The sequence below is a fragment of the Duganella rhizosphaerae genome, from assembly GCF_040364205.1.
GTDB classification, from domain to species: Bacteria; Pseudomonadota; Gammaproteobacteria; order Burkholderiales; family Burkholderiaceae_D; genus Rugamonas; species Rugamonas rhizosphaerae.
Map to the genome: position 1 here is coordinate 773,427 of NZ_BPWK01000001.1, position 24,654 is coordinate 798,080.

At 61.3% G+C, this 24,654-nt stretch carries 22 protein-coding genes; 11 read left to right on the forward strand and 11 right to left on the reverse strand.

Translation table 11 applies throughout. The annotated features are described in order from the left end of the window. The 4 genes from ssuC to RUGAMON1_RS03485 all read left to right on the forward strand — a co-directional run bounded on the left by ssuC (window position 1) and on the right by RUGAMON1_RS03485 (window position 4,287). Window positions 1–771, forward strand: a complete 771-nt coding sequence (gene ssuC / locus RUGAMON1_RS03470) for an aliphatic sulfonate ABC transporter permease SsuC (RefSeq protein WP_445229180.1) — start codon at window positions 1–3, stop codon at window positions 769–771. A gap of 13 nt (window positions 772–784) precedes the next feature. Continuing rightward, window positions 785–1,588, forward strand: coding sequence for an ATP-binding cassette domain-containing protein (locus RUGAMON1_RS03475; protein WP_445229181.1), 804 nt, complete (start codon window positions 785–787; stop codon window positions 1,586–1,588). 266 nt (window positions 1,589–1,854) lie between these two features. Then, on the forward strand, window positions 1,855–2,421 hold the full coding sequence (locus tag RUGAMON1_RS03480) for a YceI family protein (RefSeq protein WP_445229182.1): 567 nt from the start codon (window positions 1,855–1,857) through the stop codon (window positions 2,419–2,421). Between the two features lie 93 nt (window positions 2,422–2,514). Then, entirely contained in the window at window positions 2,515–4,287 is a 1,773-nt protein-coding gene (locus tag RUGAMON1_RS03485; protein WP_445229183.1) for an amidohydrolase, read from the forward strand. Window positions 4,288–4,336: 49 nt separating this feature from the next. Here RUGAMON1_RS03485 and RUGAMON1_RS03490 read toward each other — a convergent pair whose 3' ends face one another. Together RUGAMON1_RS03490 and RUGAMON1_RS03495 are read right to left on the reverse strand one after the other, a co-directional pair. Beyond that, the gene (locus tag RUGAMON1_RS03490; protein WP_445229184.1) at window positions 4,337–4,924 is read right to left on the reverse strand and encodes a chromate transporter; all 588 of its coding nucleotides are present in this window, start codon (window positions 4,922–4,924) and stop codon (window positions 4,337–4,339) included. Then, window positions 4,921–5,499 (reverse strand): chromate transporter, encoded by a 579-nt coding sequence (locus RUGAMON1_RS03495; protein WP_445229185.1) that lies wholly within the window; start codon window positions 5,497–5,499, stop codon window positions 4,921–4,923. Before RUGAMON1_RS03495 ends, RUGAMON1_RS03490 begins: the two co-directional genes overlap by 4 nt. A gap of 166 nt (window positions 5,500–5,665) precedes the next feature. Between RUGAMON1_RS03495 and RUGAMON1_RS03500 the strand changes: the two genes are divergently transcribed. Beyond that, window positions 5,666–5,857 (forward strand): hypothetical protein, encoded by a 192-nt coding sequence (locus RUGAMON1_RS03500; RefSeq protein ID WP_229211323.1) that lies wholly within the window; start codon window positions 5,666–5,668, stop codon window positions 5,855–5,857. A 30-nt stretch (window positions 5,858–5,887) separates the two neighbouring features. On the opposite strand, the gene RUGAMON1_RS03505 is transcribed toward RUGAMON1_RS03500, so the two are convergent. Continuing rightward, window positions 5,888–6,058: a hypothetical protein gene (locus tag RUGAMON1_RS03505; protein ID WP_445229186.1), complete on the reverse strand. Its 171-nt coding sequence runs from the start codon at window positions 6,056–6,058 to the stop codon at window positions 5,888–5,890. Between the two features lie 75 nt (window positions 6,059–6,133). Next, window positions 6,134–7,036, reverse strand: coding sequence for a PAS domain S-box protein (locus RUGAMON1_RS03510; RefSeq protein ID WP_445229187.1), 903 nt, complete (start codon window positions 7,034–7,036; stop codon window positions 6,134–6,136). A gap of 630 nt (window positions 7,037–7,666) precedes the next feature. Here RUGAMON1_RS03510 and RUGAMON1_RS03515 point away from each other — a divergent pair. Further along, window positions 7,667–9,139 carry a pectate lyase family protein gene (locus tag RUGAMON1_RS03515; RefSeq protein ID WP_445229188.1) on the forward strand — a complete coding sequence of 491 codons (1,473 nt, stop codon included), beginning with the start codon at window positions 7,667–7,669 and terminating at the stop codon, window positions 9,137–9,139. Window positions 9,140–9,191: 52 nt separating this feature from the next. On the opposite strand, the gene RUGAMON1_RS03520 is transcribed toward RUGAMON1_RS03515, so the two are convergent. Continuing rightward, window positions 9,192–9,596 (reverse strand): hypothetical protein, encoded by a 405-nt coding sequence (locus RUGAMON1_RS03520; RefSeq protein WP_445229189.1) that lies wholly within the window; start codon window positions 9,594–9,596, stop codon window positions 9,192–9,194. A 68-nt stretch (window positions 9,597–9,664) separates the two neighbouring features. Then, window positions 9,665–10,306, reverse strand: a complete 642-nt coding sequence (locus RUGAMON1_RS03525) for a phosphohydrolase (RefSeq protein WP_445229190.1) — start codon at window positions 10,304–10,306, stop codon at window positions 9,665–9,667. Window positions 10,307–10,427: 121 nt separating this feature from the next. Here RUGAMON1_RS03525 and RUGAMON1_RS03530 point away from each other — a divergent pair, with 121 nt between their 5' ends. Further along, entirely contained in the window at window positions 10,428–13,553 is a 3,126-nt protein-coding gene (locus RUGAMON1_RS03530) for an NAD(P)-binding protein (RefSeq protein WP_445229191.1), read from the forward strand. Between the two features lie 21 nt (window positions 13,554–13,574). On the opposite strand, the gene RUGAMON1_RS03535 is transcribed toward RUGAMON1_RS03530, so the two are convergent. Then, the gene (locus tag RUGAMON1_RS03535) at window positions 13,575–14,234 is read right to left on the reverse strand and encodes a class I SAM-dependent methyltransferase (RefSeq protein WP_445229192.1); all 660 of its coding nucleotides are present in this window, start codon (window positions 14,232–14,234) and stop codon (window positions 13,575–13,577) included. A gap of 62 nt (window positions 14,235–14,296) precedes the next feature. Continuing rightward, window positions 14,297–17,170 (reverse strand): hybrid sensor histidine kinase/response regulator, encoded by a 2,874-nt coding sequence (locus RUGAMON1_RS03540; RefSeq protein WP_445229193.1) that lies wholly within the window; start codon window positions 17,168–17,170, stop codon window positions 14,297–14,299. Between the two features lie 177 nt (window positions 17,171–17,347). Between RUGAMON1_RS03540 and RUGAMON1_RS03545 the strand changes: the two genes are divergently transcribed. The 4 genes from RUGAMON1_RS03545 to RUGAMON1_RS03560 all read left to right on the forward strand — a co-directional run bounded on the left by RUGAMON1_RS03545 (window position 17,348) and on the right by RUGAMON1_RS03560 (window position 19,663). Further along, window positions 17,348–17,977, forward strand: a complete 630-nt coding sequence (locus RUGAMON1_RS03545) for a LysE family translocator (protein WP_445229194.1) — start codon at window positions 17,348–17,350, stop codon at window positions 17,975–17,977. A 542-nt stretch (window positions 17,978–18,519) separates the two neighbouring features. Then, the gene (locus RUGAMON1_RS03550) at window positions 18,520–18,777 is read left to right on the forward strand and encodes an ExbD/TolR family protein (RefSeq protein WP_445229195.1); all 258 of its coding nucleotides are present in this window, start codon (window positions 18,520–18,522) and stop codon (window positions 18,775–18,777) included. A 70-nt stretch (window positions 18,778–18,847) separates the two neighbouring features. After that, entirely contained in the window at window positions 18,848–19,312 is a 465-nt protein-coding gene (locus tag RUGAMON1_RS03555) for a hypothetical protein (protein WP_445229196.1), read from the forward strand. Between the two features lie 123 nt (window positions 19,313–19,435). Beyond that, window positions 19,436–19,663 carry a hypothetical protein gene (locus RUGAMON1_RS03560; RefSeq protein ID WP_445229197.1) on the forward strand — a complete coding sequence of 76 codons (228 nt, stop codon included), beginning with the start codon at window positions 19,436–19,438 and terminating at the stop codon, window positions 19,661–19,663. Window positions 19,664–20,110: 447 nt separating this feature from the next. Here RUGAMON1_RS03560 and RUGAMON1_RS03565 read toward each other — a convergent pair whose 3' ends face one another. From RUGAMON1_RS03565 to RUGAMON1_RS03575, 3 genes are all read right to left on the reverse strand, one after another. Continuing rightward, on the reverse strand, window positions 20,111–20,683 hold the full coding sequence (locus tag RUGAMON1_RS03565) for an FxDxF family PEP-CTERM protein (protein WP_445229198.1): 573 nt from the start codon (window positions 20,681–20,683) through the stop codon (window positions 20,111–20,113). A 114-nt stretch (window positions 20,684–20,797) separates the two neighbouring features. Next, complete coding sequence (locus RUGAMON1_RS03570) at window positions 20,798–21,433, reverse strand: YceI family protein (RefSeq protein WP_445229199.1); 636 nt, start codon at window positions 21,431–21,433, stop codon at window positions 20,798–20,800. A gap of 439 nt (window positions 21,434–21,872) precedes the next feature. After that, the gene (locus RUGAMON1_RS03575; protein ID WP_445229200.1) at window positions 21,873–24,527 is read right to left on the reverse strand and encodes a M1 family metallopeptidase; all 2,655 of its coding nucleotides are present in this window, start codon (window positions 24,525–24,527) and stop codon (window positions 21,873–21,875) included. Window positions 24,528–24,654 lie beyond the last annotated feature (127 nt).

Sequence of the window (24,654 nt, forward strand, 5' to 3'; positions counted from 1 at the left end):
ATGAGCACCACCGCCGCCCGTCCCAACGCCTTCGCGCCGTGGATACTGCCGGTGTTGCTGATCGCCGGCTGGCAGGCCGCGTCGCAACTGGGCTGGCTGTCCAGCCGCATCCTGCCGCAGCCGTGGGCGGTGGCCAAGGCCTTCTGGACATTGGCCGTCTCCGGCGAATTGTGGCTGCACCTGCGCACCAGCTTGTGGCGTGCGGCCAGCGGCTTTGCGATAGGCGCGGGAGCGGGACTGCTGCTTGGCCTGTTGACCGGCAGCGTGCGCCGCGCCGAAACGCTGCTCGACACCACGCTGCAGATGGTGCGCAACATCCCGGCGCTGGCCTTGATCCCGCTGGTGATCCTGTGGTTCGGCATCGATGAAACGGCCAAGCTGTTCCTGCTGGCGGTGGGCGTGTTCTTCCCGGTGTACTTGAACACCTTCCACGGCATCCGCTCCGCCGACCAGGGATTGATCGAGATGGCGCGCAGTTACGGGCTGTCCGGCTGGCCGCTATATCGCGACGTGATCCTGCCTGCGGCGTTGCCGTCGATACTGGTGGGCGTGCGCTTTTCGCTTGGCCTGGTGTGGGTGCTGCTGATCGTCGCCGAAACCATCTCGGCGCAGGCAGGCATCGGCTACATGACCATGAACGCCCGCGAGTTCCTGCAGACGGACGTGGTCCTGGTGGGCATCCTGCTGTACGCCTTGCTGGGCAAACTGGCCGACCTGCTGTCGCGCGGGATGGAGAGGCATTTCCTGCGCTGGAATCCCGCTTACCGTTGATGAAGGAAACCGTATGCATATCTCGACCGCTTTATTTGACACCGGCCATGCCGTGAGCCGCCGGCCCGCAGCGCCCACGCCCGTGCGGCGGCAGGGCGTATCCCTGGCGCTGGACGGTGTGAGCAAATCGTTCGGCGCCAGGCCGGTGCTGAGCGACGTGCGGCTGGAGCTGCGCGCCGGCGAGTTCGTCGCTGTGGTGGGCCGCAGCGGCTGCGGCAAAAGTACGCTGCTGCGCGCCATCGCGGGCTTGGACAATGCCGATGCCGGCAGCATCGCCGTCGGCAGCGGCAGCATCGCCGCCAGCATTCGCATCATGTTCCAGGAGGCGCGCCTGCTGCCGTGGAAATCGGTGCTGGAGAATGTGGCGATCGGCATGCCGCACTCGTTGAACGCGGCGGCGGCCACGCTGGCTACTGTCGGCCTGGCCGACCGCGCCGACGATTGGCCGGCTGAATTGTCGGGTGGCCAGCGGCAGCGGGTGGCGCTGGCGCGCGCCTTGCTGCACGAGCCGCAGTTGCTGCTGCTGGACGAACCGCTGGGCGCGCTCGATGCGCTGACCCGCATCGAAATGCAGCAGCTGATCGAAGCGCTGTGGCAGACGCGCGGCTTCACCGCCGTGCTGGTCACGCACGATGTGCAGGAGGCGCTGGCCCTGGCCGACCGCGTGGTGCTGATCGAGGAGGGCCGCATCACGCTGGACCTGAAAGTGGACTTGCCGCGCCCGCGTGCGCGTGGCAGCGTGGCGTTTGCCGCGCTGGAGCAGCGGCTGCTGGGCCGCATCCTGCATCATCCGGCGGTGGTCGCCGCCGCGGCCTGACATTCTTCCGTGGCCGCCATTACCCGGCCGGGTAGGGCGGTCACCGGTCTTTAGGCAGATCGCCGTTTCACGCCTGCTCCGTTATCATCCCTACATGAGTCGCCGGTTTTATGATCGATTTTATCGATAATAAGGCGGTAAATTTTTCGTTTTACAACTGTAGATGTGACGAGCATAATCGGTCCACTCGAAAGACATGCACCGGGCGGCTAGTATCGGCCAGGTCGAGTTCTTATACATTGTTCCCACATTCTGGAGTCTTACTAATGAAAAAAATCTTCGCCCTGCTGGTTGCCGCTGGTATCTCGCTGTCCGCCTTCGCCGCACCGGAAAGCTTCACCTCCGACGCGAATCACACCTTCGCCCGTTTCGAATACAGCCACTTCGGCTACTCGACCCAGCAAAGCCGCTTCAACAACACGACCGCCAAGATCGTGCTGGACCGCACCGGCAAGACCGGTTCGGTTGAAGCCGTGATCGACACTAAATCGGTGGACACCGGCTCGAAACTGTTCGACGGCCACATCCAGGGCGAAGACTTCCTCGACACCGCCAAGTTCCCGACCATCACCTACAAGTCGACCAAGTTCAACTTCAAGGGCGACGTACCGTCGACCATCGAAGGCAACCTGACGATCAAAGGCATCACCAAGCCGGTTACGCTGACCGTGACCCACTTCCAGTGCATGGATCACCCGATGATGAAGAAGCTGGCTTGCGGCGCCAACGCCACCGCCACCATCAAGCGTAGCGAATTCAACGCCGGTAAATACGCACCTAACGTCGGCGACGACGTCACCCTGACCTTCTCGGTCGAATCCATCAAGGACTAATCGAACTGAGCAAGGCTCAATTCGTTTGCCTCTGATGTGGGCCGGCGCGGTGCAAGCATCGCGCCGGCCCGTTTATTTTTAGGAGTAGTACAAATGAAATTGAACCAGCTCGCGTTCGCGGCGGCACTGGCTTGCACGAGTCTTGCGCAGGCCGCGCCGGATCTCATCATCAGCAACGGCAAGATCGCCACCATGACCCGGGAGGGCGCTTTCGCGCAAGCCCTCGCCATCAAGGACGGCAAGATCCAGGCCGTTGGCAGCAATGCCCAGATCCTCAAACTCAAGGCGGGCGGCACCCAGCTGATCGACGCCGGCGGCAAGACCGTCATCCCCGGCCTCAACGACTCCCACCTGCATATCATCCGCGAAGGCTTGAACTACAACGCCGAGCTGCGCTGGGACGGCGTGACTTCGCTGAAGAAGGCGCTGCAAATGCTCAAGGAGCAGGCCGCGCGCACGCCGGACGGCGCCTGGATCAAGGTGGTGGGCGGCTGGAACGAATTCCAGTTCGAAGAAAAACGCCTGCCGACGCTGGCGGAAATCAACGAGGCGGTGCCGGACAAACCGGTGTTCCTGTTGTATCTGTACGGCCTGGGTTTCCTGAACCAGAAGGGCATCGCCACGCTGGGCTACAACGCCGATACAAAATTCAAGGACGGCGTGGTCGAACTGGGCGCGGACGGCAAGCCGACCGGCCTGCTGATCGCCAAGCCCAACGCGATGATCCTGTACACCACGCTGGGCAAGACCAACGTGCTGCCGCGCGACCAACAGCTGAACTCCACGCTGCAGTACTACACCGAGCTGAATCGCCTCGGCCTGACCAGCGCCATCGATGCCGGCGGCGGCGGCCAGGCCTATCCCGACGATTACGCGGTCAGCCTGGAGCTGGCCAAGAGCGGCAAGCTGACGGTGCGCACATCCTACTACCTGTTTGCGCAAAAGCCCGGCAAGGAGCTGGAGGATTACCAGCGTTGGCTCGCGATGACCAAGCCGGACAAGAACGACCATCTGTTCTACGCCAACGGCTACAACACCGAAGGCGGCGGCGAGAACCTGGTGTGGAGCGCGGCCGACTTCGAGAACTTCCTGGAGCCGCGTCCGGACATGCCGCCGCAGATGGAGAGCGAGCTGGAGCCGGTGCTGCGCCTGCTGATCAAGAACCGCTGGCCGTTCCGCATCCATGCGACTTATGACGAGAGCATAGACCGCGACCTGGCCGTCATCGAGAAAGTGAACCAGGATACGCCGCTGAACGGCCTGCGCTGGTTCTTCGACCACGCCGAGACCATCAGCGACAAGCAGCTGGCGCGCGTGAAGGCGCTGGGCGGCGGCATCGCGGTGCAGAACCGCATGTACTTCCAGGGCGAGCTGTACTGGAAACAGTACGGCGCGCAAACCCGCCAGATGCCGCCGATCAAAAAAATGCTGGAGATGAAGATTCCCGTCGGCCTGGGTACGGACGGCACACGCGTCAGCAGTTACGGGCCGTGGCCGTCGATCTACTGGGCCGTGACGGGCAAGACTGCGGGCGGCCTCAGCGTATGGCAGCCCAAGGACGTACTGAGCCGCTATCAGGCGCTGAAGCTGATGACGCAGGGCAGCGCCTGGATGAGTGGCGAGGAAAAGCTCAAGGGCACGCTGGCCGCTGGCCAGTACGCGGATCTGGTGATACTGCCGCAAGACTATTTCTCGATGGCGGTGGAGCAGATCAAGAACCTGGACAGCAGCCTGACCATCGTCAATGGCAAGGTGGTGTACGCGGCGCGGGAGTTCGGGCAGTATGCGCCGGCCATGCCCGAGGTGCGGCCGGACTGGAGCCCCGTGAAATACTACGGCGGCTACCAGAACCCCGCACCGCGATGAACCGTTGGGGTCTGACCCCGTACGGGGTCAGACCCCGCTGTGCCGGGGGTTAAACCAGCTGGAACCAGCCCAGCAAGGCGCCGCCGGCCAATATCCACAGCAAGTGGATGCGGGTACGCCAGATCACCAGGCCGGCAACCACCGACAGGGTCCACAAGGGCCAGTCGGTGGCCCAGCTGTGATGCGCGCTGCCGAGTATGATCCCCACCGACACCATCAGCCCGACCACCACCGGCGCCATGCCTTGCTTGAAGGCGCGCACGCCCAGCAGTTCGCGGTTCTGGTGGCCCCAGCGCGCCGCCAGATAAGTCAGCGTGGTGCTCGGTATCATGATGCCCGTCATCGTCACCAGCACGCCGGCCATCGCCGCCGTGTAGCTGCCGGCGTTCAGGCCGACGTTCCAGCCCATCAGCGCCACGAACAGCACGTTCGGGCCCGGCGCCGCCTGGGCGATGGCGATCGAATCGTTGAACTGCGATTGCGTCAGCCAGTGATGTTCCTCGACCAGGAAGCGGTGCATCTCGGAGGTGGTGGAAATCGCGCCGCCGATCGACATCAGCGACAACAACATGTAATGGGCGAACAGGTTGAGCCAGTCGCCAAGGCTCAACACCAGATGCAGCGGAGCGTCGTTCATGGCTGGTGCCCCTTGAGCTTGCGGTGGGTGAGCGTGACGCCGATGCTGCCCAGGATCAGCAGGGTGTAAGCCAGCGGCAGGTGTAGCAGCACCACGAACACCACGCACAGCAGGGCGATGGCGCCGGTCAGCCACATCGGCAGCGGATGCTTGCCGAGCGCGGACGCAAGCTTGAGGCCGGTGGCGGCGATCATCCCGGCGGACACCGCCGCCATGCCGCGCAGTGCGCCGGCTACGCCGGGGTGGTGCGCGTAGTGGGAATGCAGCACGGCCAGCACCAGCACCACCAGCAGCGGCACGGTCAGCATGCCGGCCAGCGCGACCAGTCCGCCGCGCAAGCCAAAGTAGCGGTTGCCGATCATCAGCGCCAGGTTGACAACGTTGGGGCCGGGCATGATCTGGGCCACCGCCCATTCCTCGATAAATTCTTCCTGGGTCAGCCAGCGCTTGCGTTCGACCAACTCACGTTGCACGACGGCCAGTACGCCGCCAAAACCCTGGAGCGCCAAAATGGTGAAAGAGACGAATAGATCAAGTAGCGAGGCGGGGCGGAGGCGGGGCGGATCGATAGGCATGCACCATTATCGCGCCGGTATTGCCGCATGTCTATGAACTCAGGAGCACGGCGTGTTTTAAATTCGGAATTGATAGGAAGCTGACATTGACTTTGGTCTAGGGTCGCTCATACTCCTTTAGCATGCTGCAAATCAAAGTCAAACCCTTCAATTCTTGTTAAGGATCATGATGAACGTTTCGCTACTACAGCAGCGCAGTGATGAGCAATGCAGTGCCGCAGTGAATCGCGGCATTCAGGTGCAGTCCAGCTTCAATACCGTTTGTGCGATCGAATACATGAAATCCCATAATGTCGATCCGCAAGTGATCGAACGGGTGCTATTACACCCCGAACAGCGTCGAAAATCCCCTCATTGAGATGGCCGCTTAGAGCGGTATCGCGTTTACTTATGCACAAACCATGTTGACAAGAATTATTTTCAAAATATTTTCTTGCCACAATACGTTACGCGCTAAGTATTTGATTTGTAAGGGGTTTAATTTTGCCTTTTGGATGGGCAGTTTGTTGGAAACCGCATAGGTAAAGCCTCTCTGCGGTGTCAATGGGGTGATATCCACATAGATATCCACAGCCTCTGTGGATATCCCGAAAAGAGCTATAACAATCCGCGACTTACAGTGTTCTAGCGGGCGCTACAGCGGCCGTTTGAGCGCTTGCAGCACGCTGGCGACGACGATGTAGCGCGGCGGGCTGTCGGCGGTGGCCGTCACGGTGGCGCGCAGCCGCACCTCCTGGCCGTCGCGGCGCCAGGCGCTGACCACGTCGGTCCAGGCTTCGCCTTCCTTCAGCGCTTGCAGGGCGTCGGCCAATTGATCCGGCGGATAGGGCGGGGCGTGCAGCAGGCGCGGATCGGCGCCTTGCAGTTCCTCGCGGCTGTACTGGAATACCGCGCAGAATTTATCATTGACCGTGACGATCTTGCCGCGCGCATCCAGCGTCATCATGGCCGCGTGCTGGTCTACCGCGGCCAGCACCGTCTTGGCCTGGTCCAGCTCCTGTTGCAGCGACTGTATCTGCCGGTGCGCCTGCTCCAGCCCGGAATACGCGCGCAGCGACGAGATCACCGTGGTGAACAGCTTGCGCGTGGTGAGGTCGGTCTTGCACCAGAAATCGTTGATGTCGTAGTCGAGGATGATGCTGTGTTCCAGCGCCTGTCCCGGCTGGCCGGTGCGCAGCACGATGCGCACCAGGTTGTTGTGCAAGGTGTCGCGGATGTGGCGGGCCACGTTCAGGCCGGCGTCGCTGGTTTCCATGATGACGTCCAGCAGCACCAGCGCGATATCGGGCGTGGTGCGCAGCGTCGTCAGGGCTTCTTCGCCGCTGTAGGCGTGCAGAAAGCTCAGCCGCCGTCCCTGGAAGCAGACATTGCTCAATGAGAATTTGGTGACCACGTGGACATCGACATCGTCGTCCACGATCAGCACCCGCCACGGAGCGGGCGCCGGTGCGGCGCCGGGTTTGCCTGGCAGCGGCTGGCTGGCCGGCGGCGCTTCGTCTTCTATCATCCAATCGGTGTCGTCGTCGTTCTGGTTCATGCATCAATCCCGCGATAAGTCGAAGAAGGGAATTGCGGACCTTCAGAGTGACACTATTCCTTGCTAGCACTTTTGTCAAAGGATTCCCCGGCAGGCGTGCATTAGCGTGTCTCGCGGCCTACTTATGCACAAAAAAATATTTTTCAAGCGAGCAGGAAAACGTTTGAGGCTTGAATTGTACATGATCTAAGTCATTGATTTTACTGGAGAATAAATCTGCCTGTGGATTAGGCATTTTGTTGAATCCCGCGCCGTTAAAGGCGTTCTCGGCTGTCAAGAGGGGGTTATTCACAACCTTATCCACAGTTGATGTGGATATCTGTGAAAAGCGCTTTAATTACGGCTGCTTAGCGGCTTTTCTTCAGGCATTGTATGCGCGGCACGTAGCTGTCCAGGACGGTCTTTCTTGTTGAGAATCAAGTGATATGATCTCTGTGTAAGTTTTTATGAATTTCGATGCATTTTTGTTGTTCGATTTAACATTATTTCGCTCTCTTTAGGCCTTTTTCCTCGTTAAGTCATATGATGTCTATCGCCGTTGTACGATGACTTGGTTTATAAGTCATCGGTTGCGGTGCGTTTCTGGTTAATAAATTCAGATATCTATCTTGAGGAGACTGACTTGTGGCTATGAAAAAAACTATCATTTTTGGCGCCGTAGCGCTGCTGTGCGGCGGCGCTGCGTCCGCTGCCGATTGGCCCAGCGGGTATTCGAAATGTGCCGACGAGGGCGGCACCTGTAAAGCGGGTGCGAGCAGCAGGCTGGTGTCGTATGGCATCAAGGACAAGTGGGTGATTGCCACCCTTTCGGGCGACGTCCTGTGTGCCACGGCTACCTTCGGCAGTGATCCTAATCCTGGAATTGCCAAGAAGTGCGCAGTCGGTCCGCTGGCTACGCCAACGCCGACACCAACGCCAACGCCGACACCAACGCCGACACCGACACCGACACCGACACCAACGCCAACGCCAACGCCAACGCCAACGCCGACACCGACTCCAGCCGACGCCACATTCGAAGCTGCGCCGACCACTGGCTGGGCCGGGCAGAACGGCGGCACCACGGGCGGCGCGGCAGCGCCGGCCACGGCCATCTACAAGGTCAGCTCGGCATCGCAATTGATGGCTGCCATCTCGGCGCAAGGGGACAATCCGAAGATCATCAAACTGTACGGCACGATCGACCCAACGTCTGCGGACAACGGTGGCCCGTACACCAGCACCACCGACCAGGCCGCGCGTTTGCAGATCAAACTGGGCAGCAACACAACGCTGATCGGCATGGGCGGGAATACCAAACTGGTCAACGCCAACATCGTCATCAACGGCAAGCAAAACGTCATCGTCCGCAACATCAACATCGTCAATCCATGCGATATCGCGCCGGTCTGGGATCCGAACGACGGCAGCGCCGGCAACTGGAATTCCGAATATGACGGTGTCACCATCTTGGCGTCGAAGAATGTGTGGATCGATCACAATGTCTTCACCGACGCGCCGAAGACAGATGACCAGTTGCCCATCGAGAATGGCAAGATCAAGGAATGCCACGATGGTGCGCTGGACGTCAAGAATGGTTCGGACTACGTGACGGTCTCCAACAACCGCTTCGAATTACACGAGAAGAATAATTTGATCGGTTCGTCGGACTCCAAGACCAGCGACGACGGCCATTTGACGGTCACCTTCAACAACAACCACTTCCTGAACGTGGCGGAGCGCGCGCCGCGCGTACGCTTCGGCAAGGTTCACATCTACAACAACTACTTTGAAGGATCGCGTTCGCATTCGGTCTATCCGCATCAGTACAGCATCGGGGTGGCGTACAAGGCGAAGATCATTTCGCAGAACAATGCCTTTGACATAGCTGGCGCCAGCAGCTGTTCCAACATCATGACCAATCCGGGTTCGTCGAGTAAGACCGGCGCGGTCACCGATACAGGGTCTTTGCTGAACGGCGGCGCGCTGACTGCGGGCGGTGCCTGCAGCTTCAGTAGCGCAGTCGGCTGGAGTCTGCCTTATTCCGCTCCGTTGCTGAATGCGACGGCGGTCAAGGCTTCGGTCTTGAGCAATGCGGGGACCGGTAAAATCACCGTGAAGTAAGCTGGGCGCCGGCTTTGATGTACTCCAGGCCGGCGCGTCGGCCTGGATACGTTCAGCCGGTAATCCCGGCCAGCACCTTGCGCACGGCGCCGTGCGCCATGACGATCTCGGTGCCGTCGTGCAGCAAGGCGTTGTACTTGGCACGGAACTCGGCGTCGCCGTTCTCGGACGGACCGATCAGCGCTTCGATCGCCTTGCGGTAGGCTCCGGCTTCAGCGATGGTGACCGGCTCCGGCTCATCGAGCCGCTCGTCCATTTGCGCCATCAGTCCCGACAGTTTTTGCAGCCAGGCGAAATGCGGATGATTGGTCACCAGCTGCAAAAGCTCCAGCGGGCTGCCGACCGCGCCAAAATACTGCGTCTCCACATGAATCAGCTGCTTGTGCAGGTCGCGCAGGGCGCGCGCCAGCGCAGTCAGCTTGGCGTTGTTGGCCAGTTCGTTTTCGGGCGTCGTCATGAAATCTCCACGTAAAGTTACGCAGCAGTATAGCGCCGTTACCGAGTGCGCGGCATCGCCCGTAAGTCCTAGGCGCTGAGGGCCTTCAAGCGATCAAGCTCGGCCAGGAAGCGCTCGCTGGCGATGGCGGGCGGCCATGGCTCCCACGCGGTGCCGCCGTAGATCGCTTGCAGCGGATCGTCGTTCAACGGCGGCACGGTGATCTTCAGCGTGTGCAGCACTTCCTTGGCCGACCATCCCACCACATGCACCGCTTCGCTGGCCGCCGCCAGCCGGTCGGCCAGCTTGTGGGCGGCGTGCTCCTTCGGCGTCCAGTGTTGCAAGCCGTAGCGCAAGAACACCGCGCGTTCCAGCCGCACCGTCAGCGCCTTGAAGCCTTCGCCCAGGAAGGGCTTCAGCGGCGAGACGCAATCGAATCCCAGCAAGCCTTCCTCCGCATCGTGCAGCAGCTCGCGCAGCGCGGCCAGCGGCGGCAACGCCAGCCCGACCGCTGTGCAGGCTGCCGCGCGCAAATGCATCACCGTCAGCGAATGCTGCGCCACCGACAGCGGCAGCGGCCACGCCGAATGTCCACCCCAGCGATAGGTGCGCGCCAAACCCAGCGCCAGGTCGCTATCTTCCCAATCGAACGGCGTGGGGTCGAGCAGATCCAGCCGGCGCTCCGACGGCATGCGGACCCAGGCGCGGGTTTCATGATGATCGCGACCCATGCGGTGTTCCTTATTTGTGGCTCAGGCTACATCGTACACCCATGATGGCGAATTATTTTTCGGCAACCTACGTTGAATTTGAAATACACTGGATGACTGTTCAACCCTCGATGAATGAGCCATGGCGACCAGACCTTCATATATCTACCAGGGCGGATCGGTGATGATGCACTCGCCGCTGCAATTGAAAAACTCCGAGATGTACGGCTTCTTCGTCAAGGGCGACCTGGCCAGGCTCCAGGCCACGCTGGACGAGACGCTGAACCAGGTGGCCGGTCAGCGCATGCGCTTCAACGCCATTTCGCCGTACGTGCTGCTGACGTTCACGCGCGTCAACCACGCCGATTCGGCCGCCCCGGTCGACCATGCCAAGGGCTGGATCACCGAGATCGACATCGTCACCTGGATCATGGTCGGCGCCATGGACAACGAGGGCAAGCTGGCCCACATCTACTACTACCCCGCGCACATCTTCGTCGACGACGCGATGGCGCTGATTAACGGCCGCGAACTGTTCGGCTATCCCAAGTATCTGTGCGAGTACGAAATCCCTTTGGCCGGCACCGAGCCGCTGCGCTGCTCGGTCGCGGCCAAAGGCTTCCAGTCGTTTGCGCCGGAAACCAAAATCGCCATGCACCCGCTGCTGGAAGTGAACGCGACCCGCAAGACCGGCATTGAAAAACCCATCACCAGCGTGCTCGATCTGATTGAGCAGGCGATAGAGCTGTTCCTGTCCATCCCCGACTTCTTCAACCTGGACGTGGCGGGTTGGGACGACATCATCTCGCTGCTGCGCAATCCGCGCATCGATCAGATCTTCCTCAAGCAGTTCCCGGACAGCGCCGGTCTGAAAGCCGTGTACCAGGCCATCCTGGCGGCGCCGGCCACCATCGACAAGATCCATGGCGGCAAACTGCTGGGCTATGAATACGAGTGTGTGCTGCATGCCTTCGACAGCTTCCCGCTGCACGAGACACTGGGCCTGCAACTGGGCGCGCAGACCGCCATCCTGCCGTACAACCTCAATTTCGATTTCACCGCGCAGCCGGGCGAGGAGCTGATCGACAATTCCTCGATCGCGCCGCAGAAGATCGCCATTCTCGGCGGCGGCGTCGGTTCGATGACGGCGGCCTACTACCTGAGCGACCTGCCGGGCTGGCAGAACAACTACGACATCACCGTCTACCAGCAAGGCTGGCGCTTGGGCGGCAAGGGCGCCAGCGGACGCAATGCGCAGTACGGCCAGCGCATCGAAGAACACGGCCTGCACATCTGGTTCGGCTTCTATTCCAACGCGTTCAAGATGATCAAGGCCGCCTACACCAGTCTCGATCGCCCGGCCGGCGCGCCGCTGGCGACCTGGCGCGACGCCTTCAAGCAGCACGATTACGTGGCGCTGTCGGAGCAGGTCGGCGACCAGTGGCACAACTGGTCCATCGTGTTCCCGACGTTGCCGGGCGAACCGGGCGAGGGCAATGAGCAGATCACGCTGTGGCAGCTGGCGGTGGCGATGATGGGCTGGATCGACAAATGGATCAAGAGCCTGGACCAGCTGACCCGCGAACTGGAACTGCCGCCGCACGAGCACCACACCGGCATACTTCCGGACTGGCTGTACCACCTGGCCGAAGGCGTGGCGTCGTCGGCGCACGAACTGCTGGAGGATATGTCGCTGATGGGCGGCGCCTTGTACGGCATGGCGGTCAACCTGTCGGCCGACGCCGCGCAGCACACGGCGGGCGAGCACCGGGCGCTGGCCGGCGCGCTGGTGGGCGTGCGCCAGCGGCTGCACTCGCGCTACCGCAGCCTGATCGACCGCGCCGACGGCGACGCCAGCGACGACATCCGCCGCCTGTTCATCTGCCTGGACCTGGGCGTGACGGTGATGAAGGGCGTGTTCGAGGACGGCGTGATCCGCAACGGCTTCGACGTCATCAACGACGTCGATTTCCGCACCTGGCTGCGCAACCACGGCGGCGACGAAGAACTGTGTGTCGATTCGGCGCCGGTGCGCGGTTTCTACGACCTGGTGTTCGCCTACGAGGGCGGCGATTTCGGCAAACCGAATATCGAGGCTGGCACGCTGCTGCGGGCGATGGCGCGCATCGGCCTGGCCTACAAGGGCGGCATCATGTTCAAGATGCAGGCGGGCATGGGCGACACGGTGTTCACGCCGCTGTACCAGGCCTTGCTGGCGCGCGGCGTCAAGTTCAAGTTCTTCCACAAGGTCGAGGAGCTGGTGCCGGACGGCCGCCAGATCGGCAGCATCCGCATGACGCAGCAGGTGGCGCTGAAGGGCGAGGACTATGATCCGCTGGTGGACGTGAAGGACCTGGCCTGCTGGCCCAGCACCCCGAACTACGGCCAGATCGATCCGGCCCAAGCCGCGCTGCTCCAGGCGCACGACGTCAACCTGGAATCCTACTGGAGCGACTGGCCCAGGCTGTACCACCAGCAGTTCGACAAGGAGCTGCCGGTGCTGACGCTCAAGCGCGGCGTCGATTTCGACCAGGTGGTGTTCGGCATCTCGGTCGGTTCGCTCAAGCCTTTGTGCCCGCAGCTGCTGGCGCAAAGCCCGGCGCTGAACACCACCTACGAGCAGGTGCAGACGGTGGCCACGCAGGCCTATCAGGTCTGGCTGGACAAGGACCTGAAGCAGATGGGCTGGGACTATCAGCCCGACGGCCAGCAGCCGGTGCTGAGCGGCTTCGGCGAACCTTACGACACCTGGGCGCCGATGGACCAGCTGCTATGCCGCGAGGCTTGGCCGGCGCCGCTGGACCCGCGCAACGTCTCCTACTTCTGCAGCGCGTTGCCGGTGGCGAGCTATCCGCCGGCGAGCGACAGCGGCTTCCCGGCGCGCATGGCGGCGCTGGCGAAGGAGGGCGCGGTCGGGCAGTTGAGCAAAAAGATCTCCTCGCTATGGTCGGCGGCCGGTCCGGCCGGCGCCTTCCCTTGGCAATGGCTGGTGGACGGCAGCGAGGCGACCGGCGTGGCGCGCTTCGACAGCCAGTACTGGCGCGCCAACGTCGATCCGTCCGAGCGCTACGTGATGTCGGTGGTGAACAGCACCAAGTATCGCCTGCAGACCGACCAATCTGGCTTCTCCAATCTGTTCCTGACGGGCGACTGGATCAAGACCGGCTTGAACGCCGGCTGCGTGGAAGCGGCGGTGATGGCCGGCATGCAGACCTCGCGCGCGATGAGCGGCCATCCGGCCGTGATCGAGGGCGAGACCGACTTCTGACGCAGCGCTTGGTTGCGGCTGTCAGCGGCGGCGGGCCAGCGTCAGGCCGTCGCCGAGCGGCAGCAGCGACAGGTCGATGCGTTCGTCGTGGTGCAGCTTGATGTTCAGCGCTTGCAGCGCGGCGGTGTCGTCGCTGTCGGCGCGTTCGGTGACGCGGCCGCTCCACAGCGTGTTGTCGATGACGATCAGGCCGCCGGGCCGCACCAGCTGCAAACAGCGCTCATAATACCCGTCGTAATTGACCTTGTCCGCGTCGATAAAGGCGAAGTCGTAGCGGCCTGCCTCGCCGGCCGCCAGGCGCGCATCCAGCGTGGCCAGCGCGGGGCCCAGCTGCAAATCGATTTTATCGGCGATGCCGGCCTGCGCCCAGAACGGCTTGCCGATGCGGGTGTATTCGTCGCTGATGTCGCAAGCCAGGATGCGGCCGTCGGCCGGCAGCGCCAGCGCCACCGACAGCGCGCTGTAGCCGGTGAACACGCCGATCTCGATGGTGTTGCGGGCGCCGGTCAGCTTGACCAGCATCGCCATGAACTGCCCCTGCTCGGGCGCGATCTGCATGGTGGCGCGTTCGTGGCCGCGGGTGGCGTCGCGCAGGGCGGTTTGCGCCGGATGCTCACGCAGCGAATGCGCCAGCACATAATCGTACAGTGGGTCGGTGAGGTTGAGCGTGCGGTTGGACATGCGGCGTCTCCTTGGTTGGATGCCGCCAGTGTAGCAGTGTCACCGCTGCTTGCGCGCGCAGATCAGGTGGTCGATTCCTGCTGCGACATGGTCACGTCGTTGCTGGCGGCGCGACGCAGGTCGTTGCAGGCCTGGTCCAGCGCGGCGGCCACGCCCGGCAGGCGGCGGGTGACTTCGTCCAGGTCGCCGGCGGCGGCCGCTGCCTCCATCTCGTGGCACAGCGTGTGCAGGTGGGTCGAACTCAGATAGCCGGCGCTGCCCTTGAGCGCGTGGATCGCCGCCGCCGCCGCGTGGGCGTTGGCGGCCGTCACGGCGGCGCGCGCGTTCTCCAGCCGGCGCGGCGCTTCGTCGAGGAAGGCCTGGGTGATGCGCTGCATGTGCGAGTGCGACAGACCGGCCAGCGGCATGATCTGCACCGTGGCCGGATCGATGCGCTTCTCGATCGCCGGCTCCACGCCGAACTGCTCGTCCAGCGACTGCACGCGGTTGGCGGCCAGGCGCGCGGCATCGGTGGGCCGCAGCGGCCGGCCGCGGCTCAGGTGCTGGGCGATGGTCTTCTCGATTTGGTCGTACAGCAGGCGCTCGTCGATCGGCTTGCTGAGGAAACCGTCCATGCCCACCGCCAGGTAGCGCGCGCGGTCATGGTCGCTGGCGTTGGCGGTCAGCGCGATGATCGGTATGCCGGGATCGAGCACCCGGTAGTCCTCGCTGCCGCCGCTGCGGATCAGGCGCGCGGCCTGTTCGCCGTCCATCATCGGCATGCGGCCGTCCATCAGCACCAGGTCGTAGGCGGCGGTGCTGAGCGCGTGCAGCGCCTGCAAGCCGTTTTCCACCACGCGGATGTCGTGGCCCATGTTTTCCAGCAGCGTGCTGACGATGATCTGGTTGGTGCGCACGTCTTCTGCGCACAGCACGCGCAGGCGATAGGCGTGGTGCTCCTTGCGCGGCAGGCTGGAAGGATCGACGGCCGGCGCCGCGCCCAGCGCCAGCGGCAGCGTGAAGCTGAACGTAGAGCCGACGCCGACCCGGCTTTCGGCGGCGATCGAACCGCCCATCAGTTCGACCAGCTCCTTGCAGATCGCCAGGCCAAGGCCGGTGCCGCCGTAGCGGCGCGTGGTCGAATGGTCGGCCTGCTCGAACTTCTGGAACAGGCGTGGCAGCGTCTCAGCCGGGATGCCGGGGCCGGTGTCGGCGATGTCGAAGCTGACGCTGGTGCGGCCGTCGACGGTCAGCACGGCCGAGGCGTCCAACCGCACTTCGCCGCGGTCGGTGAACTTGATGGCGTTGCCCAGCAGGTTGAGCAGGATCTGGCGCAAGCGGGTCGGATCGCCGCGCACGTAGCGCGGCAGGTCCAGCGCCAGGTCGCAGCGCAGCAGCAGGCTCTTGGCGTCGGCCTGGCCTTGCAGGATGCCGATGGCGTCGTCGACCAGCGCGACCAGGTCGAAGTCCACCGTTTCGATCGACAGGCGGCCGGCGTCGATCTTGGAGAAATCGAGAATGTCGTTGAGGATGGCCAGCAGCGATTCACTGTTCTGCAAACCGATGCGCAGGTATTCCTCGGTGCGGCCGCGCACCGACTGGTCGCGCATGGCGAACTTGATCATGCCGATCACGCCGGCCAGCGGCGTGCGGATGTCGTGGCTCATCGCCGACAGGAAGTCGATGCGGTGGCGGCTCACCACTTCCGCGTGTTCCTTGGCTTCGGTCAGCTGCGCGGTGCGCTCCTGCACGCGCTGCTCCAGCGTGTTGCGCAGCAGACGGATCTGGTCGGCCAGCGCGAACGCCAGCAACACGCCGTCCAAGGTGCCGCCCAGTAGCGTGAACAGCTGGGCGTTGGTGATCATGGCCGGAATCAGGCCGAGGTTGGCCGGCAGGATGAACAGCCCCGGCACCATCAGCGCGACGAAGCCGAGCACGAAGAAACGCGCCGGATAATAGCCGCGCCGCCACACCACGATGCCGCTGGTGAGCGCCATCGTCATCCAGATCGTGATGACAACGGTGGCGATGGTGTGCGCATAGCTGAGGTAGAAGAAGCAGCTGGGCAGCGTCACCAGCGGCAGCACGATGTTGATGCGGCTGAGCCGGTGCAGCAGCGGCGAATGCTCTTTCAGCCGCAGGAAGTTGGTGTAGAACATGGTGCTCAGCACCGGCAGCAGGAAGAAGGGCACGTAGTGCCATTGCAGGTTGTGCCAGCCGAACAGGTCGGCCGTCATGTGGAAGGTCATGCCCCAGGCGATGGCATAGCACAGCACGTACAGCGAGTAGTACAGCGAGGAGTTGTCGCGGGTGATCGAGTAGATGAAGAAGTTGAACACCGTCAGCGCCAGCAGCGCGCCGATGGAGCCGATGATGAGCACGTTCTCGCGCGCCACCAGCTGCTGGTAGGCGGTGCGCGGCAGCACCGACATCACCGGCGTGCGGGCATAGTAGGGGCTGGCGAAGCGTATCAGCACCTGGTAGCGCTGGCCGGGTTGCAGGTCGACGTCTTTGCCGTAGTGCAGCAGGTAGGAATGCGGCTGGCGGTAGCCGGTCAGCATCTGGCGCGCGCTGCCGTCGGGGCCGAACACCTGGATGTCGACCATGTCGATCAGCGTGTCGTTGGGATCGATGACCCAGGCCGGCTGGTGGCTGTCGTTGCGCAGCTCGGCATAGAGCCAGTAGCCGCCGCCCAGCAGGTTGACCTTGGTGGCGGGATTGAGCCCGGCCAGCAGCTTGGGCAGGCCGGCGGCGTCGACCGGGAAGGGCTGACCTTCGTCCAGGTATAGCTTGCCTGTTGCCATCAAATCGATACTTGCGGTATTGACGCTGATCGCAGCCGGCAGACGCTCCGCCGCAGTGGCCGCAGTGGCCGCGGTCGGGGTCAACGCGAGTTGCCACCATGCCAGCATCGCCAGCAGCACGAGCAACACGCCACGTGTTAGACCGTCAGACATCTTGCAAGCTGTACTCATTAGTGTTCCGAAGGCCGCGGGTCTCGATAAGTTGGGTTTTTTCCATTTTAAACGAGAACTTATTGTTTTATTCAAAAATTGACCCATGGCACGGACTGATGCTTGGCGATGGTCAGCCGAGGCAGGTAAGATGGCGCTTTTGCGCCTAGGAATGAGATCGTGCTTATATCTCCAGAACAATTCATCGGCTTTCTCAGCGCCGCTTTGCTGATCACGATTTCGCCGGGCCCGGATAATTTGATGGTGCTCAGCGTCGGCATGTCGCGCGGACGGCGCCAAGGCATGGTGTTCGGCCTGGGCTGCGCGCTCGGTTGCCTGAGTCACACGTTGCTGGCGACCTTGGGCGTGAGCGCTTTGATCAAGGCGTCGCCGATGGCGTTTGGCGCGCTCAAGCTGCTGGGTGGCGGGTATTTGATCTGGCTGGGTATCGGCGCGCTGCGTAGTCGCGGCGGGGCGCGTGTCGAGGGCAGCGGCTCGCCGGACGAGAGCTTGGGCAAGCTGTTTGGCAAGGGTTTGTTCGCCAATGCCGTCAATCCGAAGGTGGTGCTATTTTTCCTGTCCTTCCTGCCGCAGTTCGTGGTGGCCGAGCGGGGCGATGTCAGCTGGCAGACCGCTCAGCTGGGCTTGCTGTTCACGGCGCAGGGCGTGGTGTTGTTTGGTTTGCTGGGATATTTTTCCGGCGCGGTGGGGGCATGGATCAACCGCCATCCGGGCGCGGGCATGTGGATGGACCGCGTGGCCGGTGCGATTTTCGTCGGCCTGGGACTGAAATTGATTATTTCTCGCTAGAAGAGCAAATAAAGTCTGTTCGCGGCGCCGATGTCATCATGGCGTAATGTTGCGCTGCAATACTGGCTTTGCTCTTTCAAGTCTCTCCCGATTTGAAAACTTTTGGCCCGCGCCTCTTTGTGCTGCGGGCTTTTTTTTGTCCGTCGCATTCTGAGGCTGGGATTGCAGCTGCAACTTTTCCATGTCATTATCGTCCGGACAACTATCTGGAGGTCGCTATGTCTACATACATCCCCGCTTTGATTTGGGCACTTTCGGCCGTGGCTTGCTTGGTCATTGCCAAGTACCGGTCTGTAAAAACGACTGGGATCAGGGCTGCTTTAGTGACTGTGCTAGGCCCAATTGCGATTCCTTTTGTGTTGGCTGCAAAGCCAGAGACACTCAAAGAAGCTTAAACGCATAGTCAACTGTCGGATCGATACCCCGAATCCGCAGAATTAGCAGCATCACTGGGTACAATTGCCAGTCTGCGTTTGGCCAAGATTAGCCGTTGAACGGCCTAAGAAAAAAACCGAAACATTGAAACGTTTGGAGCAACGATTTTGAATGAGATAATTGTTTTGAGAATTTCCGATAATGTTTGCGTGGATTTAAATGGCGTGAAGCTGCGTTCGACAAATGAGGTTGCGGAAGCGCTTGAAAAAAAGAATTCCGAAAATCCGGATGCGGTCATTTCCATCGAGGCAGACGATTCCATTCATTACGAGGCTATCGGCAAGGCTATTTACGGAAGCCACCGAGCTGGCTTTGCGGGCGAACGATTGCGCATCTTGGTCAATGGGAAGCTTTTGGAAGCCTGACTTCAATAAGTTGACTGCTGCTACCGCCCACAACCCGTCATTCGCTTATGCTCACATCCCGGGAGTACGCATGTCATTGGATCTTGATGAAATTGAGAAAGAATTCGCTATTGCGGTAAAAAAACACACTCCTTTTGCAAATTGGAAGAAGAAGGGGAAGAGAATTTTTTGGAGTCAAATTGACGAAATTCAACTTGGAGTTGAACTTACTCGTTTTAAAGCTTCATTTGAAAAAAATCAGCTAATTGGCGTGTGCGCATTTGTCTCGTTTCCTTGTCCGGAAAAACCGCCAGGCTATGTAAGTACTGATACCTGGCGTGATGGACGCGCCTACGTTCGCGCATATGTCGTTCCGGGACTTAAGATGGTTGATGAGCCAACTTTCATAAGTGGTGCAGTCATATCATTGCGCAGACCTGAAGATTTATATGCATTGACATCAAACCTTTCTATAGATTTTGACGTTCATATTTTTCCATGGCTTGAACGCCAAAGCAAACTCAAAATTGATGAACTTAGATTGTGCAGTGGGTAAGGCTATAGAAATCCAAAGGATACATTCGTAATTAATGTGCATTTTGGCGCAGTCAACGATTTGACCGATGCGTTGCGTTGACCGATTGAATCCACAGCCACAAGCTGCCGATGGAGGAAATAGATGAGTAAATTTTACACCAATGAGACTCTAGGTAAGGCTGAATCCCTAATCCGCAAAAGCTTCCATACGGAATCAGGTTATACGCGTCGCCTTGCAGAGGCGGCCTTGGATGGAATTGCTGCTCACGGATTGGATGCAAATGACTGGGATACGATAGTTGAGACTGTTAAAGTGGTCGTAAAGTCTTGGGTGGCGAATGGTGCTTTGAAGAATGAAAACATTCAATAGAAGCGTCGTGGCGGTTTTGGCGAGCACTAGAAGTCTGTGTCCGGCTGGAGAACGCCAACGTCGATGTAAGAAACAGCAGGACAGGCAAGCATTGAAATGGTTTTATGATGTGGCCTAATGATCCGGATAAGTTGTGTATCCACGCCCGAAGGTAGCCTCGGTGAATCTTGTGTGCAGACTGAAAAAATGGGCGACATGAGCTGGCTGCGGATTGGTCCGATGTTTGTGCGCATGCGTTTGAGCAAGCGCGTGTGCGTGTTTTGACATGAGCGATCTCCGATCCGGCCGAAGTGACCAGATTTAGCATCGCATCAATTTCAGCAGTTATCGTTGAATTCGCTCAGTAGTTAGGCTGGGGCCGAAACCGCTTTGTTTCAGATAAAAAAACGCATGGCCGTTGCCGGCACATGCGCTCTTCGTGGCTGCGGCACAGCGGCCGCGCCGGGATCAGCTCGTTTTCTTGCGGCGGGCTGCGTAGCCTAGCAAACCTAATCCGCCCAGCAACATGCCGTAGGTTGCCGGCTCAGGCACGGCTTCCAGTGGTGTCACGTTCAGGCTGCCACCATAGGCGCCGCCGCTGCTACCGTCGACGCTGCCGGTGATTTCCAGATAGTACTGTCCCTGGCTCAGGTTGTTCGCGTGGAACCTGAAGTAGTTCGGCAACAGTTGCGAAGCGTTGAGGGACGACAAAATCACGACATTGTTGTTGATATCGAGCGTGTAGTTCACCAGTTTTACCGTTGCCAGCGTCAGCGATTGAGTCGAGGTGAAATCCGATGAAACCGAGCCACCCGTTTCGAAAGAGGAACCGACGCCGAATCCAATGATGTCATCGAAGGTGCCATGCGTGTCGGTGTTGATGAAATTATTGCCAAAACTTATAGTGAAACCGCCCAAAGCATCGTTGATCTGCTGGCTGTATGGCGAACCGATAACGGTCGCGCCAATAGCAGAGTGCGCCATCAGTCCGGAGCAGGCAAGCAATGCGGAAAATATAACTGCCTTGTTAAAGACTTTCATACTCGTTCCAGTCATAAGTGAGGGCCGCAGGGAGGTTCATTCTGTTGTCGATATTTCATCGAAAAGAATAGCACAATAAGTCCTGCTGGAATTGTCTATTTGACTGTATTGTTCCTATTTGGCCACCAGCGTGAAGCGCAGTTCCAGCTGATCTTGCACGGCCAACGCACCGGCCATCACCGAAAACGGCGTGATGCCGAAATCAGTTTGTTTCAGGTTGACGCTGCCGGTGACGGTCATGACGCCGTTGGCTTCGCGGATTTCCGCCGGGATCGCCATGTTGCGCGTGACGCCGTGCAGCGTGATTGCCACTTGCAGCTGCTGGCCGGCGGCGCCGCGCTCGGCATGCACCGTGACCAGCGGATAGCGTTCCGCATCCAGCACCCTGGTCAGCATATTGTTGCGCGTGCCGTCGATGGCGTCGGCGGAGGGCTGCTTTTCCAGGCCTGCGGCGATGCGCAGCTCGGCTTCGTCGACCGTCAGCTGGTCGAGGCGGAACTGGAAATCGGCGCGGTTCTGCTTTGGCGATACGCTGCCGGTGATGTGGCGGCTGGCGACCAGGTGATCGTGTCCCAGCCGCGCCAGCAGGCCACCGCGCCGCACCGTGACGGCGATCAGCGATTGCGCGCTGTCGATGGTCAGCGCAGCGGCGGCTGGCGGCGGATACACGACGGGCGCCGCAGGCGCAGGCACGGCCGGCGGCGGGTTGCCTGGCAGTTGCGTGCACGCCGCCATGCTCACGCACAGCATGCTGATTTTTAGATAATTATATAATTTTGTCATTCCGCACCGTGGTCATTTGGCCGTCATATTGCCCGATTATGATGCGTCTCGCTGGTCCCAGCGTGCTCTAGTTGGTCTCGTGCCCAAGCCGGTGCGGGAATTCACAAAGCATGACTCAGCAGGCTGGCCGGTGGCCTGAAACACCGGCACCATCACCTCGATTCGGCTTCATTCCCGCCCCGATTCCCACCTTAATCAATCCCTAAGCCTATGCCGGCCGATAGCTGGCAAAGTAACACCTGTAGCGCGAGGTTAAAGCCCCGCGCCCGGCTGCCGGACTCCATCAAGCCCGGCACAAATTCCGCCCAGGCGGCACCATCGCCGCCGGGCAAACAGACATCCCCACGCTTTCGAGCGTTTTCGTAACCAGCATCATCTCACGATGACGCTGGTTTTTTTTTGCCTGTTAGCCGTGCTTCGCGAGCCAGCTGTTGATTTCCGGCAGGCGGGTGGTGCGCAGCTTCACGCGGTACTGGATCGAGGCGATGGCGGTCTTGGTGTCGCCCTGTGCTTCGGCCGGCAGGTACTGCTTGGCGTAGGCGCGCAGCTTGTCTATCATCGTCAGGTCGGCCGAACGTCCGCCCAGGCCCGGGAAGTAGCGGCTGCGCGAGCTGCCATCGACCTTCTTCTCCAGCTGTGCGTAGTGGCTGATGGCGAAATCGTAAGCCATGTCCGGATGATGACCGGCCACGTGGTTCAGGATCGACGCGCCTTCGGTGGCGCCGCCTTCGTCGGTCAGCGCCAGTTCCAGCGCGCGCTGCGCCAAAGCCTTGTCCTTGGCGGTGCCCAGCAGGTCATACAGCTCGCTCTTGATCATGGACGATTTCTCTTCCCTTGCGGCGGCGTGCAGCTGATCCCAGGTCGCGGCATCGGCGTTGGTGGCGATCACGCCCAGGATAGGGCGGCGCAGCGCGGCCGGCATCGCATCCTTGTCGGTAGCCGAGGCGGCATAACGGCGGCGCGCTTCCGCCACCACGCCTTCGTCGCCGACTGCGCCCAGCACATGGATCAGCGTCTCGCGCAGATTGGCGACCGGCGCCGCTTCATCCGCGGCCTTAGTCCAGCCTATGCGCGCCAGCACCGGCGCCAGGCGCTTGCGCGCGTAACGGTCCAGCGCCGCCTGCTGTTCCGGCTTGCCTTCGTAGCTGTCGTGCAGCGCGACCAGCGAATCGGCGATCTGGTCCCACACTTGCGGCGCGGCGTCCACCGGCGCCTTGCTGGCCAGGTCCAGGAAGCTGGAGGCCGGCATCAAGCCCGCCATGCCCAGCGACCAGCTGTCCGACAACAGGCCCATTTGATCGATGGTCGCCAGGGTGGCGAAGCTGTCGGTCAGCGCGGCAAACGCCTTCGGCGCGTACAGCGTGCGGTAGTAGCCGCTCTGGCCCGCATTGACGAGCACCGTGCCGCAGCCTGGCAGCGTCATGCCGGCCTTGCCGTTGACGATGGCGCGCACGGGAGCGCCGCCCACGGTCTGGGCGATTACCGGCACGCGCCAGCTCAGCGGCTTCTTGTCGGTCTGGTCTTTGCTGAACTCACCCTGCGTCAGCGCGATGGTGGTCTGGCCGTTTTTGCAGACGGCATCGGCCACGCGTATCATCGGCACGCCTGGCTTGAGCGTGAAGTCGTGCGCGATCGCGGTCACCGGCTTGTGCGCGGCCTTTTCCACTTCGCGCCACAGGTCGTCGGACACCGTGTTGCCGTAAGCATGCTTGGCCATGTAGCTGCGCACGCCGGCGCGCCAGGCGTCGTCGCCGACGTAGTTCTCCAGCATGCGGATGACCGACTCGCCTTTTTGATAGGTGATGCTGTCGAAGGCCTGGCTGGCCTGTTCCACGGTGCTGATGTGCTGCACCACCGGGTGGGTGGTGGCCAGCGCGTCACGGTTCATCGCCTGCTCGCGGGTGCCGATGGCGCGCAGTTCCCATTTCCATTCAGGATGCAGGCGGGTGGTGGTGCGCGATTCCATCCACGAGGCGAAGCCTTCGTTCAACCACAGGTCGTCCCACCAGGCCATCGTCACCAGATCGCCGAACCACTGGTGCGCCATTTCGTGCGCGGCCACCAGGAACGAGGTTTCCTTGTCCGACTGCGTGGCCACGCGCGGATCGAGCAGGATCGCCGATTCGAAGGTGAAGATCGCGCCCCAGTTTTCCATCGCGCTGAAGAACTGGCTGCGCCCCGGCGCGGCGATGTTGTCCAGCTTGGGCAGCGGGTACTTCACGCCGAAGTAGTCGTTGTATTCCTTCAGCACGGCGACCGACGAATCGAGCGCGAACTGGGCCTGGCCTATCGATCCTTTTTGCGTGACGACGCCCAGTTCCGTGCCGCCTTCAACCGCGGTCGCGCGTTCGAATTCGCCCAGGCCGAAGAACAGCAGATAGGTGGACATCTTCGGCGAGGTGGCGAAGCGCACCAGGTCGCGGCCGTCGGCCAGCTTGCTGGTGGAGACCACCGGCATGTTCGATACGGCCAGTTGGCCGGCCGGCACGGTCGCTTCCAGCGCGAAGGTGGCTTTGTAGAACGGCTCGTCCCACGACGGGATCACGCGGCGCGCTTCGGAGTTCTCAAACTGGGTGTACAGGGCGCGCGTCTTGTCGCCGCCGTTCTGGTAATCCAGCGAGAACATGCCGGTCGCCTGGGTGCCGATCACGCCGGTGTAGTCCAGCTTGAGCTGGTAGCTGCCCACGGCCAGCGGCTGGGCGAACTCGAAGGTGGCGGTCTGCTTGTCGTTGTCGACGTTGATCTTGCTGGCGGCCAGCGCAGGTTTGCCGGGACCGGCGCTGATCGCGGCGGCGCTGAATTTCAGGTCGGCGGCGTTGAGAGTGATGCTATTGCTGGCTTGCTTGATGTCGAGCGCGATGGTGACGCTGGCGCTGAAGCTGCTGTTGGCGGCGTCCGGCGTCAGCGAGACAGCGTAGTGGGTCGGCACGGCGTTGCGGGGAAGCTGGGTTGTCACCTTGGTGACCTTGGCGGACGGAGCGGCGGCCACGGCCAGAGGAGCGAGGCCGGAGGAAAAACCGAGCAGCGCCATCACGGCGAGCGAAATCAGACTACGTTGCATGCAAAATCCTTCAGTTGGGTGAGCCGACAGGCATACGATATAAACCGTTATTGGCTTCGTGGGCCAACGAGCAATCTACGGCTAACTGGTTACAATGTCAATCTACCACCACGGAAGAGGAGCTGGA

What these genes read in the sequence shown, in the direction of transcription:
- RUGAMON1_RS03535 (WP_445229192.1), bottom strand. Translation starts at nt 14,234, where the DNA reads ATGTCCAACCGCACGCTCAACCTCACCGACCCACTGTACGATTATGTG.
- RUGAMON1_RS03495 (WP_445229185.1), bottom strand. Translation starts at nt 5,499, where the DNA reads ATGCCTATCGATCCGCCCCGCCTCCGCCCCGCCTCGCTACTTGATCTA.
- RUGAMON1_RS03520 (WP_445229189.1), bottom strand. Translation starts at nt 9,596, where the DNA reads ATGACGACGCCCGAAAACGAACTGGCCAACAACGCCAAGCTGACTGCG.
- RUGAMON1_RS03565 (WP_445229198.1), bottom strand. Translation starts at nt 20,683, where the DNA reads ATGAAAGTCTTTAACAAGGCAGTTATATTTTCCGCATTGCTTGCCTGC.
- ssuC (WP_445229180.1), top strand. Translation starts at nt 1, where the DNA reads ATGAGCACCACCGCCGCCCGTCCCAACGCCTTCGCGCCGTGGATACTG.
- RUGAMON1_RS03490 (WP_445229184.1), bottom strand. Translation starts at nt 4,924, where the DNA reads ATGAACGACGCTCCGCTGCATCTGGTGTTGAGCCTTGGCGACTGGCTC.
- RUGAMON1_RS03485 (WP_445229183.1), top strand. Translation starts at nt 2,515, where the DNA reads ATGAAATTGAACCAGCTCGCGTTCGCGGCGGCACTGGCTTGCACGAGT.
- RUGAMON1_RS03510 (WP_445229187.1), bottom strand. Translation starts at nt 7,036, where the DNA reads ATGAACCAGAACGACGACGACACCGATTGGATGATAGAAGACGAAGCG.
- RUGAMON1_RS03500 (WP_229211323.1), top strand. Translation starts at nt 5,666, where the DNA reads ATGATGAACGTTTCGCTACTACAGCAGCGCAGTGATGAGCAATGCAGT.
- RUGAMON1_RS03570 (WP_445229199.1), bottom strand. Translation starts at nt 21,433, where the DNA reads ATGCTGTGCGTGAGCATGGCGGCGTGCACGCAACTGCCAGGCAACCCG.
- RUGAMON1_RS03575 (WP_445229200.1), bottom strand. Translation starts at nt 24,527, where the DNA reads ATGCAACGTAGTCTGATTTCGCTCGCCGTGATGGCGCTGCTCGGTTTT.
- RUGAMON1_RS03475 (WP_445229181.1), top strand. Translation starts at nt 785, where the DNA reads ATGCATATCTCGACCGCTTTATTTGACACCGGCCATGCCGTGAGCCGC.
- RUGAMON1_RS03560 (WP_445229197.1), top strand. Translation starts at nt 19,436, where the DNA reads ATGAGTAAATTTTACACCAATGAGACTCTAGGTAAGGCTGAATCCCTA.
- RUGAMON1_RS03540 (WP_445229193.1), bottom strand. Translation starts at nt 17,170, where the DNA reads ATGTCTGACGGTCTAACACGTGGCGTGTTGCTCGTGCTGCTGGCGATG.
- RUGAMON1_RS03480 (WP_445229182.1), top strand. Translation starts at nt 1,855, where the DNA reads ATGAAAAAAATCTTCGCCCTGCTGGTTGCCGCTGGTATCTCGCTGTCC.
- RUGAMON1_RS03555 (WP_445229196.1), top strand. Translation starts at nt 18,848, where the DNA reads ATGTCATTGGATCTTGATGAAATTGAGAAAGAATTCGCTATTGCGGTA.
- RUGAMON1_RS03530 (WP_445229191.1), top strand. Translation starts at nt 10,428, where the DNA reads ATGGCGACCAGACCTTCATATATCTACCAGGGCGGATCGGTGATGATG.
- RUGAMON1_RS03515 (WP_445229188.1), top strand. Translation starts at nt 7,667, where the DNA reads ATGAAAAAAACTATCATTTTTGGCGCCGTAGCGCTGCTGTGCGGCGGC.
- RUGAMON1_RS03525 (WP_445229190.1), bottom strand. Translation starts at nt 10,306, where the DNA reads ATGGGTCGCGATCATCATGAAACCCGCGCCTGGGTCCGCATGCCGTCG.